We start from the raw sequence: 19,660 nt of genomic DNA on the forward strand, positions 1-19,660 counted from the left end.
TTTTGTTTTGTCAAGAGAATCAGAAAAAGCAGATTTCCACTTATATCTCAAAATCATGGCTCAAAGCCCAAAATCAATCCTAGATTTGGTATAATGTTTAAAAACATTGGAAAAGAGATGCATTATGACAAAGTTAGCTACCATTTGTTATATTGACAATGGGAAGGAGCTTCTGCTCCTACATCGTAATAAAAAGCCTAATGATGTTCATGAAGGAAAGTGGATTTCTGTCGGGGGAAAACTAGAAGCGGGAGAAACGCCTGACGAATGTGCTCGTCGTGAAATTTTTGAGGAAACTCATTTGACAGTGAAAAAGATGGACTTCAAAGGTATGATTACCTTCCCAGAATTTACTCCGGGCCACGATTGGTATACCTATGTCTTTAAGGTGACTGATTTTGAAGGAAAACTCATTTCTGATGAGGAATCTCGTGAAGGGACACTTGAATGGGTACCATATGATCAGGTTTTAACTAAACAAACCTGGGAAGGTGACTATGAGATTTTTAAGTGGATTCTAGAAGATAAACCTTTCTTCTCTGCAAAATTTAGCTACGATTGTAACCAAAACTTGATAGATAAAACTGTAACATTTTATGATAAATAAAGGAGTAACTATGAGCTGTAAAAAGACGGAAAAATTTTCAGAAACATGGTTTTTTAAGTGGATTTTGAATAATCAGGCGGTAGTGTCCTTTCTAATCTTACTCTTGATTGGTTTGACGGTCTTGATTTTTACCAAAATTAGTCCAATTTTTTCACCAGTTATTCAATTTCTGACCATTATTATGTTGCCTCTGGTTATTTCAATGCTTCTTTATTATTTGATAAAACCTTTGGTGCTATTAGTCGAAAAAATTGGTTTAGATCGAACCATGGCTATCTTGGTTATCTATGCTATTCTTGCCTTACTCTTAGTTTGGGGAATTTCGACAGCTATTCCTAACTTACAAGATCAAATTTTGATTTTGCTTAGAAATGCCCCATCATACATTTCTCGTGCGAACAGTGAAACGGAACGTTGGTTGAAACTTCCTATTCTTTCCAATTTTCATGGTAATTTAGAGGTCATGCTTAGCGATTTTTCAGCGAGAATGGTCAATTATGCCGAGAACTTTTCTACTTCAGCTCTTAGTTGGATTGGGACCTTTGCTAGCACAGTTGCAAGAGTAACAGTTGCTATCATTTTGACACCATTCATTCTTTTTTATCTCTTAAGAGATAGTCAAAAGCTGAAACATAGCTTTGTCTCAGCTTTACCGACGCGCTTTCGGGAAACGACTGTCCGTATGCTTTCAGATATCAATAATCAGCTTGAATGTTATGTTCGAGGTCAAGTGACAGTAGCGATTGTCATAGCAATTATGTTCTGTATCATGTTCAAGATTGTTGGGCTTCGTTATGGCATGACTTTTGGTATTTTAGCAGGATTTCTAAACATGATTCCTTATCTTGGAAGTTTTATAGCTATGGTACCGGTTGTTATTATGGGATTGGTTCAAGGCCCTACTATGCTAATCAAGGTTCTCATCATTTTTGTTATCGAGCAAACTATTGAAGGACGTTTTGTTTCTCCACTTGTTCTGGGAAATAAACTAAGTATTCACCCTATTACCATTATGTTCATTCTTTTGACAGCAGGTTCTCTTTACGGTGTTTGGGGAGTACTGTTGGGTATTCCAATTTACGCTTCTGTCAAGGTTATTGTTAAGGATATTTTTGATTGGTACCGTTCTGTAAGTAATCTTTACCAAGATGACATTGAAATTAAAGGACAAAAATACGATGTTAAATAGTGAAAAAATGATTGCTTCTATTGAGAAGCAAGATTTACACCATGCGGATAAATATTTAAAAAAAGCTTTAAATGAGGATCCAGCAGAGGTTCTTGTTGAGTTGGCCGAATATTTAGAGTCTATTGGCTTTTTACCACAGGCACAGGAAATTTACGAAAAAGTTCGTTTTGATTTTCCAGAGGTCAATGTTAACTTAGCACAAATTGCAGCCGAAGATGGTAATATTGAAGAAGCGTTTCTCTATTTAGATGCTATTCCTGAGGAGTCTGAGGACTATTTGTCTGCGTTGATTGTAAAGGCAGACCTTTACCAAATGGAGGGCTTAACGGATGTAGCCCGTGACAAGTTGTTGGAAGCAAGTCAACTATCAGATGACTCATTGATTATTTTTGGTTTGGCTGAGATGGAGTTTGAACTCGGAAACTTTGAGCAAGCCATTCAATACTATGCCAAACTGGATAATCGTGATCTTCTTGCAACAACTGGCGTTTCTACTTATGAGCGTATCGGTAAGTCTTATGCCAGTCTTGGTAAATTTGAAGCTGCTCGTGAATTTTTGGAAAAAGCCATTGAAATTGAATACAATGACACCATTGCTTTTGAATTAGCCACTCTACTATATGATCAAGAAGAGTATCAAAAAGCTAATTTCTACTTTAAGCAGATAGAAACCATGTCTTCCGATTTTGAGGGTTATGAGTATAATTACGCTCTATCGCTTCACGCTGAACATCGAACAGAAGAAGCTTTACGTATGACGCAGCAAGGCATTTCGAAGAATGCTTTTGATGTTCAATTACTTTTGTTAGCATCACAGTTATCCTATGAATTACATGACACCCAGTCGGCTGAATCCTATTTGAAGCAGGCTTTACCGCTAGCGGAAGATAATGATGAAATCGTCTTACGTTTAAGTGCTCTTTATTTGGAAGAAGAACGTTTCGATGATCTTGTAGCTTTAGCTGATTACGAGGTTGATTCTGTTTTGGCTCGTTGGAATATCGCCAGGGCTTATCAAGCACTTGATGATGAAGAAGAAGCCTTTCAAATCTATCAAGATTTGTCTAAAGATTTGGCTGATAATCCTGAATTCTTACAGGATTATGCATATATTCTAAGAGAATTTGGTTACAGAGACCAGGCGCGTGTAACAGCAGAAAAATACCTTGCCTTGGTGCCAGACGATGTCAATATGCAAACGTTTCTTGAAGATTATTAAGCTTTAAAATGCTATAATTAGTGGTTTATAGAGAAAAAGGGGAGCGCGAATCTTACTCAACCTCCTCTTTTTTTATTTGTCTATTTATGTTATAATTTTATTGGAACCCATAAGGAGTAAATATGGTTAAGAGAGATTTAATTCGAAATATTATCATAGCAGTTCTTGCCATTGTAGTGATTTCATTGTTAAGAGTTTTTGTGTTATCAACACACCGTGTAACCAAAAGTCAGGCAAATGACTATATTCATGCAGGTGATTATGTTACTTTCAATAAAAAGGTTGAACCGCATAATAAGGACTTTATCCTGTATACGGTTAATGGTAAGGAATATACCGGCCGTGTCATTGCAGATGAAGGTAAGAGTGTAACAGCTATGGATGATTTTCTTTATGTTAATGATAAACCAGTTGAAGAAACCTATATCAGCAAAGATAAGTCAGCTTATTTAGCAACCGTTTCACCTGGGAATTTTTTCACAGATGATTTTTCAATTGGAACATTGACTGATAATAAGCAAACTAAAATCAAGAAGGGGCAGTACCTTGTATTGAACGATAATCGTCGTGATACTGAAGATAGTCGTAAGTTTGGTCTTATTGAAAAAGACCAAATCAAGGGAGTTATCTCTTTCAGAGTGTATCCTCTATCTCGCTTCGGTTTTGTTGATGTGGATTAATATTTCAATACCACTAAAAAAGCTGGAAACTTATCAAAAGTCTCCAGCTTTTTTAGTGGTATTGGTTTTAGCGAATGCTATTGTGGAAGAAATTAAGGCTTACTACGAAAAAGAATCTAAAGTTTAAGTTATACGGTTAACCCATCATATTGATGGGTTTTTATGCTATAATCGAGGTAAATAGTAAATACAATAAAAGGAGCACTTATGGCCTACGACCTACTCTTAGAGCATTTTCTACGCTATGCCAAAATTAATACACGTAGTGATGAAAATGCAACAAGGACGCCAACAACACAAAGCCAGGTAGATTTTGCTTTGAATATTCTAAAACCAGAATTGGAAGAACTAGGGTTAAGTAACATCCATTATTTGGAAAGTAATGGTTACCTAGTGGCAACCCTGCCGGCTAACGATGACCGATTAACACGTAAGATTGGTTTCATCTCTCATATGGATACTGCAGATTTTAACGCAGAAGGAGTATCACCCCAAGTTATTGAATCCTATGATGGGGGTATTATTCCTCTTGGAACTTCAGGTTATAACCTAGATCCAGCTGATTTCCCTAATCTCCAGAATTACATCGGTCAGACACTTATTACGACAGATGGCACCACTCTTCTTGGAGCTGATGATAAATCCGGTATTGCTGAGATTATGACAGCATTGGCTCATTTGAAGGCAAATCCTGAAATCAAACATTGTGAAATTCGTGTAGGCTTTGGTCCTGATGAAGAAATTGGAATTGGCGCAGATAAATTTGATGTTGAAGATTTTGATGTCGATTTTGCCTACACTGTTGACGGTGGTCCATTGGGTGAATTGCAGTATGAAACCTTTTCTGCCGCGGGTGCAGAGCTAATATTTCATGGCCGTAATGTTCATCCTGGAACAGCAAAAGGTCAGATGGTCAATGCTTTGCAATTAGCAATTGATTTTCATAATCAGTTACCAGCAGAAGATCGTCCAGAGTTGACGGATGGTTATCAAGGTTTCAACCATCTTCAAACAATGACAGGTACTGTGGAAGAAGCAAATTCATCATATATCATTCGTGATTTTGAGACAGAGTCTTTTGAAAATCGAAAAGCAACTTTCCAAGAAATTGCCGATAAAATGAATCAAGCCTACGGTCAAACGCGAGTTGATTTGGTAATCAAGGATCAATACTATAACATGCGTCAAGTCATTGAAAAAGATATGATGCCTGTTGAGTTGGCTAAGGAGGTTATGGAGGACCTAGGAATTGTTCCAGTGATTGAGCCAATACGCGGTGGAACAGATGGTTCAAAGATATCCTTCAAGGGCATTCCAACACCAAACATTTTTGCAGGAGGAGAAAATATGCATGGTCGATATGAGTTTGTTTCCTTGCAGACAATGGAAAAAGCCGTAGATGTTATTCTTGGAATTGTCAGTAAACCTTAATTGAGCTTGCTAAATACTGATTTTATGGTAGAATTAGAGGTAATGGAGGTGCTGAGATGATTAAAATTTTCGGCAAGTATCGTTACCATTGGCAACCCGAATTATCTTGGCTTATCATTTATTGGTCTTTAGCCATCACGCCAATCTTTATTGCAGGAGTCCTTCTGTTCGAGTTGTACTCGGTGCCCTCACATATTTTGATGCTTTTCACTATTTTTGTTGCTTTATTTGGTCTAGGGTTTCATCGTTACTTTATTATTGAAGATTATGGAATATTGCGTATTGTTTCTTTCAATATTTTTAAACCGCGTAAGGTGCAGATTAGTGATATTGAAAAAGTGGAAGTTATCAAAACCGGCTTGTGCCTCATTTTTAAAAATGGAAAGAAACGTCAGTTTTATATGAGAAAGTGGCCTAAGAAATATTTCTTAGATGCTTTAGCGCTTCATCCTAATTTCAAAGGTGAGGTAGAACTAATGGATCATATGACTAATTTTGATTATTTTGCATTTTATGAGGAACCAAAAAAAGCCCTCAAGATTAAACTTCGCAAATAAGGGCTTTAGTAGGACAAGATTTGACAGCTGTCAAAGTCTCGGGGCTATTTTCAATCGTTCTACTAAGTTGGTCGCTATCTTTAAACCTAACGATTCCTTCGTCATCATAATCAAAGACGGGAGAGTAGGTTTGGCACAAACCACAAGCGATACATTTTTCTGGAATTAATGATACTTTCATAGTATTATTTTAAAATAGATTTATTGTTTTTACAAGGAGAAAATCATGAGTAAAAAACCATGGGAAGATAAGGTTTCTGAAGAAGAGTCGGAAGAAGTAGTTGATGCTGATTTTCTAGATGATGAAGATGAGTTTGAGGATTTTGAAGAAGAGGGAAACACTTCTTCAGATGAGGATCAAGAAAAAAGTGGCTTCATTAATTCGTCATTCTTGACAGTCTTGCTTAGCTTGTTCTTTATTATTGTTGTATGTATTTTGTTCTTTGTTTTCTATACATCAAATATTGGAGGAAGTAAAACTGCGGCGTCTAAGGAATCTTTAGGTTTCTCTTCAACTTCAACTAGCAAAGTCGTTAAATCTTCATCAAGCAAAAAAGATTCAAGTATGGGTGAAGATAGTGAGAAGTCAACTAAAGAGAAATCATCATCAACGAAAGCATCCAGCTCTTCTAAACATGTTGAAAAAGGCTATGCAACTGACTCAGCTGCAACAACACCATCAAGTGCTACAGCAGCAACTGACGGTTCATCAATCGTTGTTCAACCTGGCGAAGGTGCAGCTTCTATCGCAGCTCGTGCAGGTATCTCTGTAGATGAGTTGCAACGTCTGAACCCAGACCACATGACAAATGGATACTGGTTTGCTAACCCAGGAGATGTTGTTAAGGTTCAATAATTTAAAAGCAAAGGAACATCATGAAAGATATTAGAATTGCTATTGATGGTCCTGCGTCAAGTGGAAAAAGTACAGTAGCCAAGATTATCGCAAAAAATCTTGGCTATACTTATCTTGATACAGGAGCTATGTATCGTTCTGCAACTTATCTAGCTTTGCAGAATGGTTTGACTGAGGAAAATGTACCAGAAATTTTAGATCAACTCTCGCAACACCCTATTTCATTTGGGAAAGCGGCAGATGGTAGTCCAAAAGTTTATGTTGGTGATGTTGATATTACACATCCAATTCGTGATAATCAAGTTACAAATAACGTCTCTTGGGTAGCGGCTATTCCAGAAGTACGTCAAGAACTCGTTTCACAACAACAGCGTATTGCTCAGGAAGGTGGTATCATCATGGATGGTCGTGATATTGGTACAGTGGTTTTACCTGATGCAGAACTCAAGATTTTCATGATTGCTTCTGTTGATGAACGTGCAGAACGTCGTTATAAGGAAAATATTGAAAAAGGTATTCCTGCTGATCTCGAGACACTTAAAAAAGAAATTGCTGAACGTGACTATAAAGATAGTCACCGTGAGGTATCACCTCTTAGACCAGCTGAAGATGCCATCACTTTTGATACTACAGGTGTGTCTATTGATGGTGTTGTGGAATTTATTCAAGAAAAAGCAAAAAAAATTATTGACAAAGGATGACTCACTTGTTATACTAATAGCAATGAGAAAAGCAGAAGTGAGAACTTCTCGCCTTGCGACTTAGGTTGTCTGGCCCAACATGTCAAATCCTTAAAGGGATATTATGTGTGCGGGCTTGTATATCAAGTCCGCTTTGTTTTTCTCTAAAAAAATAAAGAGGTGAAGATCATAGCTAAGAAAGATCTATTTATTAATGATGAAATTCGCGTTCGTGAAGTTCGTCTTGTTGGTCTTGATGGTGAACAATTGGGCATTAAACCATTGTCAGAAGCACAGGCTATTGCAGATGATGCAAATGTTGACCTGGTTCTTATCCAACCACAAGCTACGCCACCTGTTGCGAAGATTATGAACTATGGTAAGTTCAAATTTGAGTATCAAAAGAAACAAAAAGAACAACGTAAGAAACAAAGCGTTGTTACTGTTAAGGAAGTTCGTTTGAGTCCAGTTATCGATAAAGGTGACTTTGAAACAAAACTTCGTAACGGCCGTAAATTCCTTGAAAAGGGAAACAAGGTAAAAGTTTCTATCCGATTCAGAGGCCGTATGATTACTCATAAAGAAATCGGAGCTAAGGTATTGGCGGAATTTGCTGAAAAAACACAAGATATTGCGATCATTGAGCAAAGAGCTAAGATGGATGGACGTCAAATGTTCATGCAACTTGCACCAATTCCTGACAAAAAATAATTGTCAAATTAACACTATTTTAAGAGGAGAATTTTAAAATGCCAAAACAAAAAACACACCGCGCATCAGCTAAACGTTTCAAACGTACAGGTTCAGGTGGATTGAAACGCTTCCGTGCCTTCACATCTCACCGTTTCCACGGTAAAACTAAAAAACAACGTCGTCACCTTCGTAAAGCGTCAATGGTACATCCAGGTGACTTTAAACGTATTAAATCAATGGTTTCACAAATGCGTTAATCCGCTAGAAGCATTTCAAATTAACTAAACTAGAACTAATTCGGAGGAATATATAAATGGCTCGTGTTAAAGGTGGCGTTGTATCACGCAAACGTCGTAAACGTGTATTGAAACTTGCTAAAGGTTACTATGGTGCAAAACACATCTTGTTCCGTACTGCAAAAGAACAAGTAATGAACTCTTACTACTATGCATACCGTGACCGTCGTCAAAAGAAACGTGATTTCCGTAAACTTTGGATCACACGTATCAATGCGGCAGCTCGTTTGAACGGTTTGTCATACTCACAATTGATGCACGGTTTGAAATTGGCTGAAATTGAAGTTAACCGTAAAATGCTTGCTGATTTGGCAGTTAACGATGCAGCAGCTTTCACAGCTCTTGCAGATGCAGCTAAAGCAAAACTTGGTAAATAGTGATTAAGATGGGTAAAACCCATCTTTTTTTGTCTCACGAAAACCATTAGCTGTGCTAGTGGTTTTCGAAAAGCTTTTAGCGATGTATCAAATAATCCTCCAACTAAAGTGTTTCATTAGATAAGGTTTTCCGACCATTAATTAGTATATTAAAGGAGGATTCTTGATAAGACAGAATAATAGTTTAGCACATACTACATGGAATTGTAAGTATCATATTGTATTCGCCCCGAAATATAGACGTCAAATAATCTATGGGAAATACAAAGCAAGTATTGGTCAAATCTTCCGATTATTATGTGAAAGAAAAGGCATTGAAATTCATGAAGCAGAAGCTTGCCCAGATCATATTTACATGTTGGTGAGTATACCACTGAAGCTAAGTATCTCCTCATTTATGGGATATTTAAAGGGTAAAGTAGCTTAATGATATTCGACCGACACGCTAATTTAAAGTATAAATATGGGAATCGCAAATTTTGGTGTCGAGGGCTTTATGTTGATACGGTTGGGCGAAATCAGAAGCGAATTGAAGCATATTATTCGTAATCAATTACAAGAAGACGTGATAGCAGATCAGCTCAGTCTTTTCGAGGAATATGATCCGTTTACAGGTGAGAAGAATAAAAGAAAGTAGTCTAAAATAGACCCGCTAGTCGGGTCAGCTAGCAAAGGTGGTTCTGAAGGGAAACCATTCGGTAGGCCTTTAGACCTCGGCTGGTAGCAGAGGCTTTCAGCCAAAGAGCAAACCACCCGTTCTCACGGGTGGTTTTGATTAAAAGGAGTTAAATATGATTTGTTTGGAAAAGATAGAAGATATTCCAAGACTACAGGAACTTTTCGCGCAAATCCTAATCGTTCATCATCAAGCTCGTTCTGATATCCTTAAAGTAAAAGGAAGTAAGTTTACGGATAAAGAGTTAGAAGGAGTAATAGGGGATGCAAATAAACCTGTATTTGTCTATGAAGATGAGGCTGGAACGATCTTGTGTCATCTCTTCTTGATAATTAAAGAAGTATCTGAAAATGATGGTCCTCAAAAACCTATTAAGACTCTCTTTATTGATGATCTTTGTGTTGAAGAAAAAGCTCGTGGACAAAAATTAGGAGAGAAGCTTTATCAATTTGCTTTGGACTATGCTACGGAGCAAGAATGCTATAATGCAACACTTCACGTATGGAATGATAACCAAGGTGCTCTAGATTTTTATGAGCATTTGGGAGTGAAACCGAGATATACAGAAATGAAAACTATCCTAAAATAGTAGTTTTTCACGAGATGAATTCAACTTATTTTTTATATCAAAAAGCAGCCCATAGATGTGACTGCTTCTTGATGATTAGTTTTTCTTTTTCATTTCACCATGTGGGTAGTAAGTCCCTTCTGGCATATCGTTAATGAAAACGTGGATAGCTTCCTTGGGAGCTTTTGCAACACGTGATACAACTTCAGTAACTTCGCGAGCAAGTTCAATTTTTTGTTCTTCTGAACGACCTTCAAAGAGATCAATTTTTACAAATGGCATAATGCATCTCCTTAGTTTTGATAGTCCTATTATAGCACTAATTAAGAGAAGATTCTAAAGTTTTTGGAAATTCTCGAAATAATGCTAGACTATGAATTAATTTGAAAGTAGTAGGTGCCTTATGATCTTAAAAACCTGTTTGCATTTTAAATTTAGCATATTGAAAGAGTTGAAAACCCTTACTAAAAATGCTAAAATAGTGCTAACTAGAGACAGTAAGGAGTAAACTATGACAATTGATTTTCACGCCGAAGTTGATAAACGTAAAGAAGCTTTGATGGAGGACCTTTTTGGTCTTTTGCGTATTAATTCAGAGCGTGATGATAGTAAGGCTGATGAAAAGCACCCATTTGGTCCTGGACCAGTGAAAGCTCTAGAACATTTTCTTGCTTTAGCTGAACGTGATGGTTATAAGACTCGTAATATTGATAATTACGCTGGTGACTTTGAATTTGGTCAAGGTGATGAAGTCTTGGGTATTTTTGCACACTTGGATGTGGTTCCAGCGGGTAGCGGATGGGACACTGATCCTTATGAACCAGTAATCAAAGAAGGAAAGCTTTATGCCCGTGGTTCATCAGATGATAAAGGGCCAACAATGGCTTGTTATTATGCTTTGAAAATTATCAAAGAGCTTGAGCTTCCAGTATCTAAGCGTGTTCGCTTTATTGTTGGTACAGATGAAGAATCTGGTTGGGGTGATATGGATTATTACTTCGCTCATAATGGATTGAAAGATCCTGATTTTGGCTTTTCTCCTGATGCAGAATTTCCAATTATCAATGGGGAAAAAGGAAATATTACTGCCTATCTTCATTTTGAAGGACAAAACGATGGTGACTTTAGCCTCGTAAGCTTTAATGGTGGCTTGCGTGAAAATATGGTCCCTGAATCTGCAAGTGCAGAGTTTACGGCACCTATCACTTTACAGGAACTTGAGTCTAAACTTAATGACTTTGTTGCTGATCAAGCAGTAACCGGTCAAGTGACTGAAGAAGCAGGTGTTTTCCATGTGACTATTCATGGTAAATCAGCTCATGGTATGATGCCTCAAAATGGTATCAATGGGGCAACATACTTAGCACTCTTCCTTAGCCAATTTGACTTCAAAGCTAATGCTAAGACTTATTTGGATTTAATTGCTGAAACACTTCATCAAGATTTCTTTTCTGAAAAGACAGGTCTTGCCTATACAGATTCTAAAATGGGTGAGTTAACTATGAATGCAGGTGTCTTTACCTTTAACAAGGAATCTGAAGATAATACCATTGCTTTGAACTTCCGCTACCCTCAAGGGGTTAATGTAGATGGTATTAAGGCTGGCCTTGAAAAACTTGAAGGACCTAAGGCGGTCAGTCTTTCAGAACATGGTCATGTGCCGCATTACGTACCAGTTAGTGATCCTATGGTACAGACACTTCTTTCGGTTTATGAGAAACAGACAGGTCTTAAAGGTCATGAACAAATCATTGGTGGTGGGACCTTTGGACGTCTCCTTAAACGTGGTGTTGCTTATGGTGCTATGTTCCCTGGTTATGTCAATACCATGCACCAAGCAAATGAATTTACTGAAGTTGAGGACTTATACCGTGCAGCTGCCATTTATGCAGAAGCTATCTATGAGTTGATCAAGTAAAAAAGAGACATTTTGTCTCTTTTTTTGGAGGAAAATATGGAAACACTTGAAGAATTGACACAAGCTATTATGGCTGACGAACAAAATAAAACGTATACTGAACAAGGTATCAAACCCTTGTTTAGTATTCCAAAAACTGCGAGGATTAATATCGTAGGACAAGCTCCTGGTATCCGAGCTCAAGAGTCTGGACTTTACTGGAATGACCCTAGTGGAGATAATCTACGGGATTGGATGGGTGTGTCGCGAGAAGAATTTTATGAATCAGGTCTGTTTGCCATTGTACCAATGGATTTTTATTTCCCGGGGCAGGGAAAATCTGGAGATTTAGGGCCCCGCAAAGGTTTTGCTGATAAATGGCATGAGAGAGTTCTAGATTTAGCTCCAAATATTCAATTAACTATACTTGTGGGAAACTATGCTCAGCATTACTATTTGCATCAAAAATCATCAACTAAATTAACAGATACAGTTAAACATTACAGAGATTATCTTCCAGACTATTTTCCTTTAGTGCATCCGTCACCACGAAATAATATCTGGCAAGCGAAAAATCCATGGTTTATGAAAGAAGTGCTTCCAGATTTAAAAGAATTGGTTCAAAAAATCTTGAGTCAATGAATTCAGATATTTGACCTTGAATAGTCACTAGTGATTCGTAATAGGTCAATGAGGAACCATGGGGATACTCGAATATTGTTAAGATTTTTGCCCTTTGGGGCTTTTTTGATGTTATAACAAAATCTTTTGAAAAATACAATTAACAATATCTTAAGTCTAAACTTATTCATTGCAATCTATTTCTAATTTTAAGAGGGGTAACATATAAAATTAAAATAGCTATTTTTAGACTAAATAAATTATTATACTATGATTAGAAACAAGATGACAAATGAAAAGTTTCGAAAACATTAATACAATTACTATTGGCAGAAAATTTAACGGTGTTAGGCTTTAGTTGTTAAGAAAATTTGTGATATGGGAAGAAGAGATTTGCAATGTTTTTCAATCAGAAAGTATAGCTTTGGAGATGCCTATGTTCTTTTGGGTACAACCATTCTTGTGATGGAAGCGGTTGGTGTACAGCATTTTAAGGTTTCAACTTCAGCTGTCACTGATACGCCACTCAGTGTTTCTGTGCTAACAGATACCGCTGTCAATTCATCAACTGTTAATCATTCAGAGAAGCAAGTTGTTTCTGTCAAAGAAGACGGAAATATCACTTTCCCAACAAGTGTTGTTACAACTGATATTTTTGAAGATGCTAAAGCCTCTGCGATAAAAAAAGGTAGAAGTCGAAGAAACTACATTTCAATCACATACATTTTTAGAGAGTGCTATTGCTGACAATCATGCACAATCAAAAGAGATTAATACAGTTGGTTATGATTAACAGAAAGCAAAAGAAGACCACAAAAAAAGATTTAGCTGAGTATGATAAAGCAAAGGCTAAGTATGATGCTAAAGTGGCTGAAAAGCAGCAGCGGATAAAGTAAACTCTGCTTCTAAAGCATAGTATGATACTGATTAAGCTACTATGAAAAAGATATAGCTAAATATCAAGCTGATAAAAAAACTTATGATGCAGTATTGTAAGAATGTAATAATCAAATATTGACTTATGGTTCTAAAGTATTCGAAAAAGCATCAGCAGATAAGACGACGGCTGAAACTAAAGGTAAGTATTATGCAGAAATATCTGTTTATAATATATCTAGAGTGCTATACGATAAAGATTTACAATAAAACTAAGCTAAGAAAGTACAGTATGATAAAGATAAAGTAGCCTATGACAAGCTTTTGATATTAAGGATGAAGAAGACGATGCTAAAGCTCAGTATGAAGTTTATCTTATGAAATACAATATAGACCTAGAGCAATACGCTAAAGAAGCTTATGATAAGTACATGAATGATAATGGTTTCCAAGATCTAAAAGATGTAGAAACTGTTCAAAATTTGACCTTTCAACGTGAAGGTGGGGCTTCTGATATTGTAGCAACCAGTCTTTAGTCTAATAATGAGACTGAATTCTTTCAAATTACATAGGTGACAAATTTGTTGTCACCTATGTAATTTGAATCAGTCAAGCATGCGTGAATATACGGATATGCATTTAATTAAGCATGTGATTAACTGTTATGAGATTTTGAGCCTTTCATCAAATGATGGCAAATGGGTTGTTGCAGTAGGTACGGACCTAACTACTCCAACACCAAAAGTGGTTGAAGTTCCAGCTAGACCGGTTGAACCAAAAACACCAGAAAAACTAACTGTTGTATGGCATAAGAATTATGTTATTGAGAGGGTATCATTTTTTACCACCTACACCACCGACTCCAGATACTGAAGTTCCTCAAGCTGAGTTGCCACAAACTGGTGAGCACACAAGAAATGCAGAATTACTTTGATTTATTTCGATGATTTTTTCAGCTTTCGTAGTATTCTTCAAGCATCGTAAAGAAGACTAAGTGATGCTACTATATTATTTCTACCTTCAAATTTGATTCTAATTTTAGGGTCTAGTTTTATTGTTTTAAAGTTTTTGATAGCCTTTTCATACTTATCGTTGCAATTTAAAGAACACTCATGTTATAATAAATTTGACTGACTATATAGAAAGATGTAAGGAAATCTGCATGGATGAATTAAAAAAGCTCGCCGGTGTATACGCTGCTGGATTTGTTGAAGATGGCATGGTTGTTGGACTAGGTACTGGCTCAACAGCTTATTTCTTTGTAGAGGAGATTGGTCGTCGAATAAAGGAGGAAGGTCTCAGTGTAGTAGGTGTAACGACGTCTAGTCAAACAACGAAGCAAGCTGAAGGTCTAGGTATTCCTTTGAAATCAGTGGATGATATTGATAGTATTGATGTTACCGTTGATGGCGCCGACGAAGTAGATCCTCAACTCAACGGCATTAAAGGTGGCGGTGGTGCCCTCTTGATGGAAAAAATCGTTGCCACACCTACGAAAAAGTACATCTGGGTAGTTGATGAGTCTAAGATGGTTGATCAACTTGGTGCTTTTAAATTACCAGTCGAAGTTGTTCAATATGGCGCTGATCGCTTGTATCTCGACTTTGAATCTAAGGGCTATAAGCCATCATTCCGAGTAACTGAACAAGGTGATCGCTTTGTTACAGATATGAAGAACTTTATTATTGATTTGGATCTCGGCAAAATTAATAACCCAGTTGCTTTAGGTGACGAACTAAAAGCTATGACTGGTGTTGTTGAACATGGCTTATTCAATGGAATGGTTAATAAGGTTATCGTCGCTGGAAAAGATGGTGTTAAGATTGTTGAGGTTAAGGATTAGTCCTGTTTAATTTTTCTTTTAAATTGTAAATGAATAAAGTAACCTAATAGTGATGTTATCACTAGATAATTATATAGAAAGGAAAGAGGTAATTTCGAAAGATTTTAGCTCTTTGTGGTGTTGTTATGTCCAAATTTAATCGAATGCATTTAATCGTTCTTGATTCAGTAGGTATTGGTGCAGCTCCAGATGCTAATAATTTTGTCAATGCTGGTGTTCCTGACGGAGCTTCAGATACCCTTGGACATATTTCTAAAACTGTTGGTTTGAATGTGCCAAACATGGCTAAACTTGGTCTTGGAAATATTCCTCGCGAACAACCCTTGAAAACTGTTCCAGCTGAAAGCAATCCAACTGGTTACGCAACTAAGTTAGAAGAAGTCTCTCTTGGAAAAGATACCATGACAGGTCACTGGGAAATCATGGGACTTAATATTACAGAACCTTTTGATACTTTCTGGAATGGATTCCCAGAGGAAATTCTTACTCAAATTGAAGAATTCTCAGGACGTAAGGTTATTCGTGAATCCAATAGACCTTATTCTGGTACAGCAGTTATCGATGACTTCGGACCACGCCAAATGGAAACTGGTGAGTTAATTATTTATACATCAGCTGACCCGGTTCTTCAAATCGCAGCTCACGAAGATATTATTCCTGTTGAAGAATTGTATCGTATTTGTGAATTTGCTCGTTCTATCACTTTGGAACGTCCAGCTCTTCTTGGTCGTATCATTGCTCGTCCTTACGTTGGTGAGCCTGGGAACTTTACTCGTACATCTAACCGTCGTGACTTGGCTATTTCACCATTTGCTCCAACTGTTTTGGACAAATTGAACGAAGCAGGAATTGACACTTACTCAGTTGGTAAGATTAGTGATATCTTCAATGGTGAAGGTATCAACCACGATATGGGTCATAACAAATCAAATAACCACGGTGTGGACAATTTGATTAAGGCTATGACATCAGAAGACTTTAAACATGGTTTTTCTTTCACAAACTTGGTAGACTTTGATGCCCTTTACGGACATCGTCGTAATCCACAGGGCTACCGCGATTGCTTGCATGAATTTGACGAGCGCTTGCCTGAAATTATCGCTGCTATGAAAGAAGATGATCTCTTGATGATCACTGCAGACCATGGTAATGACCCAACTTATGCTGGTACAGACCATACTCGTGAATACATCCCATTCTTGGCTTACAGCCCTTCCTTCAAATGTAGTGGCTTGATTCCAGTTGGACATTTCGCTGATATCTCAGCAACAATTGCGGATAACTTCGGTGTTGAGAAAGCGATGATTGGTGAAAGTTTCTTGGATAAACTTGTCTAAAATGAAACGTTGTACTTTTCTGGTTCGTGGGATAAATGTCGGCGGTCGTAATAGGGTAGTCATGGAAAAATTCTGCCATGACCTTGAGAAACTAGGTTTTAAGAATGTTTCTTCCTTTATTAATAGAAGAATTACTTTTAGCCATAGAAGAATTTCTGAATAAGTCTTACGCCTTTATTAATGTCTTTTCCCTTTTTACACTAGAGGAATACCAAAATGAGTGTAAATATCTACCGAAATGGTAGGAAAATGATTTGTACAGAAAAGATGTCCTCTTTTATACAGTTCAATTAGACAAGGATGAATTGAAGAGAGTAATAAATTCTTTTGATTTGGCAGATGAGACTCTTCATTTTGGGGAATTAGGAGTCTACTGGGGGAAACATGATAAGACAAGCTACAATCAAACGGTTTATCATAAAAATCTATTAAAGTCATCATTTTATTCTTATATTACGATTCGAAATGCAAGAACTTTTTCAAACATTGGTCATTGTTTGAAAAAATAAGGAACTAAAGGAGATTTAGAATGTCACTACTTGAAAAAATTAGAGTTACGCAAACCTTTTTGGAAAGCAAAGGAATTGAAAAACCTGAGTTTGGTTTGATTTTGGGTTCTGGACTTGGAGAATTGGCTGATGAGATCCAAGATGCTATTGTAATCGATTACGCAGATATTCCAAACTGGGGGAAATCAACAGTAGTCGGTCATGCAGGTAAACTTGTATATGGTACTTTGTCTGGACGTAAGGTATTGGCTCTTCAAGGACGTTTCCATTTTTATGAAGGAAATCCTCTTGAAGTGGTAACTTTCCCTGTACGTGTTATGAAAGCTCTTGGTTGTGAAGGTGTTATTGTAACTAATGCTGCTGGTGGTATTGGCTTCGGTCCTGGTACTTTGATGGCTATTACTGACCATATCAATATGACTGGTCAGAACCCATTGATCGGTAAAAACTTGGATGACTTTGGCCCACGTTTCCCAGATATGTCTAAAGCTTACACTCCAGCCTACCGCGAAATTGCTCATAAAGTGGCTGATAAACTTGGAATCAAGTTGGAAGAAGGGGTTTATCTTGGAGTAACTGGTCCAACTTATGAAACTCCTGCTGAAATTCGTGCCTTCAAGTCATTGGGGGCAGATGCTGTTGGTATGTCAACAGTTCCTGAGGTTATCGTCGCAGCACATTCTGACTTGAAAGTTCTGGGTATTTCATGTATCTCTAACTTTGCAGCTGGTTTGCAAGAAGAATTGAACCACGAAGAAGTTGTAGAAGTAACTGAACGCATTAAGGGAGACTTCAAAGGATTGCTTAAAGCTATTTTGTCGAAACTCTAAGAAATGATTTCTCAGGTAAGGAAACGTTTAAGGTTGTTACCAAAATCCCTTAAGCTGAGTTTAGCCGTTATTGGAACTGGGATTGCTTCAGGTTTTATTGGAATTTTTTTGCCACTACCTTCTAGAATTTATACAAGTTATTGTGTTTGGTAAAGATAAAAGGAACCTCTAGTTACAGTTTCAATCAATGAGTGCTTTTCGAAGACTCTCAGTCTTACTTGTTGTTGGGATTTTATCTAGTTTATTTTGGTATTTTCTTCAATGACGTGTCACCTTACTTTCCATTAGCAAAGCTAAGAAACTCGTTGGTAAAAGGAACCTAAATTTCCTCTAGGTCAGTCTTCTACATGCATTAGTCCAGGTGGCAATCGTTGCTGCTGGAGCCTCAATAGGCAAAGAAGGAGCACCTCGAGAATTGGGTGCTCTCTTTGGTGGGAGTCTTTCTAAAGGATTGCATTTATTCATTTCCGATAGACAATTATTAATTGCTTGTGGTGCTGGCTCAGGGCTAGCATCTGTTTACCAAGTGCCTTTTGCTAGTGCTTTGTTTGTTTTGTAAACCTTAGGAGTCTGTTAGAAACTAAAGAATATCATTATTATTCTTGCGACCACTTATGTATCTGCTTATTGTGCCAAACCAATTGTTGGTGAACAACACTTTATATATAGTCGATAAAGTGACTATTGATTCTTCCAGTTTTATACAGGCAATCATCTTAGCATTATTTGTAACAGCACTTGCCATAATATTTGGATATTTTGCAAAGAAGGCCAGTAAACATCATATTACAGGTAAAGAAATTCTTTGGACGTTGTCCTTTACCTTTATGATTCTTGGTGGACTGTCAGCTTACCTTCCAATTTTTATGGGAAACGGACAGGTTTTAGCTCAATGGATTTTTTCTGGAAACTCTTCAGCATATCTTCTTGTCATTCTCATCATCAAATGTCTATTAGTCTGTCTACTTTTAAGGAGTGGTGCTTATGGTGGAACTCTGATGCCATCGTTTGCTATAGGTGTAGGTACGGGTTATCTGATAACGGTGCTTCTTGGAAATTTTGGATTTTCTCATAGTCTTAGTTTAGGAATGTTACTAGGGGCAACCGTATTTTTAGGGACAATGCTTGATCCCCCCCTAACAGGAATAGCCTTGGTTGTTGGTTTTACAGGTATAGGAGGAGTTATCGTATTCCCACTTATACTAGCAAGTATCCTATCAAGGATGATAAACAATAAATGGAAAGAAAGATTATGAATATTCATTTTATCTTACACGAAAAATTTGAGGTTCCAGGAGCTTATTTGAAATGGGCTCAAAAGCGTGGACATCATATTTCATCAACAAAGGTTTATGAGGAAGAAGAACTTCCAGAAACTGTTGATGATATTGATTTCCTTATAGTAATGGGCGGACCTCAGTCACCTGATGAAGATCGTCAAGTCTTTCCATACTATGATCCAAAGGCTGAAATTGCATTAATTCAAAAAGCCATTGATGCTGATATCTATATTGTCGGGGTATGCTTAGGGGCTCAACTTTTATCTATAGCTTATGGTGGAAAATATGAACATAGTCCAGAACGTGAAATTGGCGTTTTCCCTTTGACCTTAACTGATGAAGGATTAGCTGATGATCACATTAAAGATTTTGGTTCTACTTTAAACACGGGTCACTGGCATGGTGATATGCCTGGTTTGAGCGACAAGGCAGTTGTTCTTGCGACTAGCAAGGGCTGTCCACGCCAAATAATTTGCTTTAGCCCTAAACATTATGCCTTCCAAGCACATTTAGAGTTTGACCTTGAAGCGATTGATTTACTGATAGCTGCTGATGGTGAAGAGTATTTGTACCAGCAAAATAAACAGTTAGATTTTGTTCAAACACCAGAACAATTGCATAATCATGATTATTCTTAA

At 37.2% G+C, this 19,660-nt stretch carries 22 protein-coding genes, 4 pseudogenes and 1 other annotated feature; of the genes and pseudogenes, 24 read left to right on the forward strand and 2 right to left on the reverse strand.

Annotation, left to right across the window (positions count from 1 at the left end):
* The first annotated feature begins 124 nt into the window (after positions 1-124).
* The 6 genes from MHH90_RS04465 to MHH90_RS04490 all read left to right on the forward strand — a co-directional run bounded on the left by MHH90_RS04465 (position 125) and on the right by MHH90_RS04490 (position 5,683).
* Positions 125-607 carry an NUDIX hydrolase gene (locus MHH90_RS04465; RefSeq protein ID WP_011226072.1) on the forward strand — a complete coding sequence of 161 codons (483 nt, stop codon included), beginning with the start codon at positions 125-127 and terminating at the stop codon, positions 605-607.
* Between the two features lie 10 nt (positions 608-617).
* Positions 618-1,796 (forward strand): AI-2E family transporter, encoded by a 1,179-nt coding sequence (locus MHH90_RS04470; RefSeq protein WP_232981883.1) that lies wholly within the window; start codon positions 618-620, stop codon positions 1,794-1,796.
* Entirely contained in the window at positions 1,786-3,015 is a 1,230-nt protein-coding gene (locus MHH90_RS04475; protein WP_002953086.1) for a tetratricopeptide repeat protein, read from the forward strand. The genes MHH90_RS04470 and MHH90_RS04475 overlap by 11 nt, the downstream gene beginning before the upstream one ends.
* Positions 3,016-3,137: 122 nt before the next feature.
* On the forward strand, positions 3,138-3,695 hold the full coding sequence (gene lepB, locus MHH90_RS04480) for a signal peptidase I (RefSeq protein WP_065973243.1): 558 nt from the start codon (positions 3,138-3,140) through the stop codon (positions 3,693-3,695).
* Positions 3,696-3,902: 207 nt separating this feature from the next.
* Positions 3,903-5,126, forward strand: coding sequence for a peptidase T (pepT, locus tag MHH90_RS04485; RefSeq protein ID WP_014727440.1), 1,224 nt, complete (start codon positions 3,903-3,905; stop codon positions 5,124-5,126).
* Positions 5,127-5,182: 56 nt separating this feature from the next.
* Complete coding sequence (locus MHH90_RS04490; protein WP_002945978.1) at positions 5,183-5,683, forward strand: EbsA family protein; 501 nt, start codon at positions 5,183-5,185, stop codon at positions 5,681-5,683.
* On the opposite strand, the gene MHH90_RS04495 is transcribed toward MHH90_RS04490, so the two are convergent.
* Entirely contained in the window at positions 5,667-5,864 is a 198-nt protein-coding gene (locus tag MHH90_RS04495; protein WP_011681189.1) for a ferredoxin, read from the reverse strand. The two genes, MHH90_RS04490 and MHH90_RS04495, sit on opposite strands and share 17 nt — an antisense overlap.
* Before the next feature lie 45 nt (positions 5,865-5,909).
* Between MHH90_RS04495 and MHH90_RS04500 the strand changes: the two genes are divergently transcribed.
* The 7 genes and pseudogenes from MHH90_RS04500 to MHH90_RS04530 all read left to right on the forward strand — a co-directional run bounded on the left by MHH90_RS04500 (position 5,910) and on the right by MHH90_RS04530 (position 9,850).
* On the forward strand, positions 5,910-6,539 hold the full coding sequence (locus tag MHH90_RS04500) for an SAG1386/EF1546 family surface-associated protein (RefSeq protein ID WP_084825994.1): 630 nt from the start codon (positions 5,910-5,912) through the stop codon (positions 6,537-6,539).
* 20 nt (positions 6,540-6,559) lie between these two features.
* Positions 6,560-7,240, forward strand: a complete 681-nt coding sequence (cmk, locus tag MHH90_RS04505) for a (d)CMP kinase (RefSeq protein ID WP_014621653.1) — start codon at positions 6,560-6,562, stop codon at positions 7,238-7,240.
* Positions 7,241-7,263: 23 nt separating this feature from the next.
* Positions 7,264-7,386: a sequence feature (ribosomal protein L20 leader region), on the forward strand.
* A gap of 13 nt (positions 7,387-7,399) precedes the next feature.
* On the forward strand, positions 7,400-7,930 hold the full coding sequence (gene infC / locus MHH90_RS04510; protein WP_011681186.1) for a translation initiation factor IF-3: 531 nt from the start codon (positions 7,400-7,402) through the stop codon (positions 7,928-7,930).
* Positions 7,931-7,968: 38 nt separating this feature from the next.
* The gene (rpmI, locus tag MHH90_RS04515) at positions 7,969-8,169 is read left to right on the forward strand and encodes a 50S ribosomal protein L35 (RefSeq protein ID WP_002950904.1); all 201 of its coding nucleotides are present in this window, start codon (positions 7,969-7,971) and stop codon (positions 8,167-8,169) included.
* Between the two features lie 56 nt (positions 8,170-8,225).
* On the forward strand, positions 8,226-8,585 hold the full coding sequence (gene rplT, locus MHH90_RS04520) for a 50S ribosomal protein L20 (RefSeq protein ID WP_002885090.1): 360 nt from the start codon (positions 8,226-8,228) through the stop codon (positions 8,583-8,585).
* A gap of 166 nt (positions 8,586-8,751) precedes the next feature.
* Positions 8,752-9,222: pseudogene (gene tnpA, locus MHH90_RS04525) on the forward strand (IS200/IS605 family transposase).
* Between the two features lie 154 nt (positions 9,223-9,376).
* Positions 9,377-9,850 carry a GNAT family N-acetyltransferase gene (locus tag MHH90_RS04530; protein ID WP_014608363.1) on the forward strand — a complete coding sequence of 158 codons (474 nt, stop codon included), beginning with the start codon at positions 9,377-9,379 and terminating at the stop codon, positions 9,848-9,850.
* Between the two features lie 75 nt (positions 9,851-9,925).
* Here the strand turns inward: MHH90_RS04530 and MHH90_RS04535 are convergent, their stop codons facing one another.
* Positions 9,926-10,111, reverse strand: a complete 186-nt coding sequence (locus tag MHH90_RS04535; protein ID WP_002950885.1) for a 4-oxalocrotonate tautomerase — start codon at positions 10,109-10,111, stop codon at positions 9,926-9,928.
* Positions 10,112-10,340: 229 nt separating this feature from the next.
* On the opposite strand from MHH90_RS04535, the gene pepV reads away from it, so the two are divergent.
* From pepV to MHH90_RS04590, 11 genes and pseudogenes are all read left to right on the forward strand, one after another.
* On the forward strand, positions 10,341-11,747 hold the full coding sequence (pepV, locus tag MHH90_RS04540) for a dipeptidase PepV (protein WP_011227258.1): 1,407 nt from the start codon (positions 10,341-10,343) through the stop codon (positions 11,745-11,747).
* Positions 11,748-11,783: 36 nt separating this feature from the next.
* Positions 11,784-12,368: a uracil-DNA glycosylase family protein gene (locus tag MHH90_RS04545; RefSeq protein ID WP_011681184.1), complete on the forward strand. Its 585-nt coding sequence runs from the start codon at positions 11,784-11,786 to the stop codon at positions 12,366-12,368.
* A 357-nt stretch (positions 12,369-12,725) separates the two neighbouring features.
* Positions 12,726-13,094 (forward strand): YSIRK-type signal peptide-containing protein, encoded by a 369-nt coding sequence (locus tag MHH90_RS04550; protein ID WP_340725799.1) that lies wholly within the window; start codon positions 12,726-12,728, stop codon positions 13,092-13,094.
* A 506-nt stretch (positions 13,095-13,600) separates the two neighbouring features.
* The gene (locus tag MHH90_RS04555; protein ID WP_157795367.1) at positions 13,601-13,759 is read left to right on the forward strand and encodes a hypothetical protein; all 159 of its coding nucleotides are present in this window, start codon (positions 13,601-13,603) and stop codon (positions 13,757-13,759) included.
* Positions 13,760-13,949: 190 nt separating this feature from the next.
* Positions 13,950-14,157: pseudogene (locus MHH90_RS10230) on the forward strand (hypothetical protein); the annotation flags it as partial.
* Between the two features lie 228 nt (positions 14,158-14,385).
* Positions 14,386-15,066 carry a ribose-5-phosphate isomerase RpiA gene (rpiA, locus tag MHH90_RS04565; RefSeq protein WP_011227255.1) on the forward strand — a complete coding sequence of 227 codons (681 nt, stop codon included), beginning with the start codon at positions 14,386-14,388 and terminating at the stop codon, positions 15,064-15,066.
* Between the two features lie 125 nt (positions 15,067-15,191).
* A complete protein-coding gene (locus tag MHH90_RS04570; protein ID WP_011681180.1) occupies positions 15,192-16,403 on the forward strand; it encodes a phosphopentomutase in 1,212 nt (403 codons plus the stop codon).
* Between the two features lies 1 nt (position 16,404).
* Positions 16,405-16,912: pseudogene (locus MHH90_RS04575) on the forward strand (DUF1697 domain-containing protein).
* Positions 16,913-16,932: 20 nt separating this feature from the next.
* Positions 16,933-17,742 (forward strand): purine-nucleoside phosphorylase, encoded by an 810-nt coding sequence (locus tag MHH90_RS04580; RefSeq protein ID WP_011681179.1) that lies wholly within the window; start codon positions 16,933-16,935, stop codon positions 17,740-17,742.
* A gap of 3 nt (positions 17,743-17,745) precedes the next feature.
* Positions 17,746-18,998: pseudogene (locus MHH90_RS04585) on the forward strand (chloride channel protein).
* Entirely contained in the window at positions 18,995-19,660 is a 666-nt protein-coding gene (locus tag MHH90_RS04590; protein WP_445330288.1) for a glutamine amidotransferase-related protein, read from the forward strand. The pseudogene MHH90_RS04585 and the gene MHH90_RS04590 overlap by 4 nt, the downstream one beginning before the upstream one ends.

This window comes from Streptococcus sp. FSL E2-3488 (assembly GCF_038003585.1).
In the GTDB taxonomy this organism is placed as follows: Bacteria; Bacillota; Bacilli; order Lactobacillales; family Streptococcaceae; genus Streptococcus; species Streptococcus thermophilus.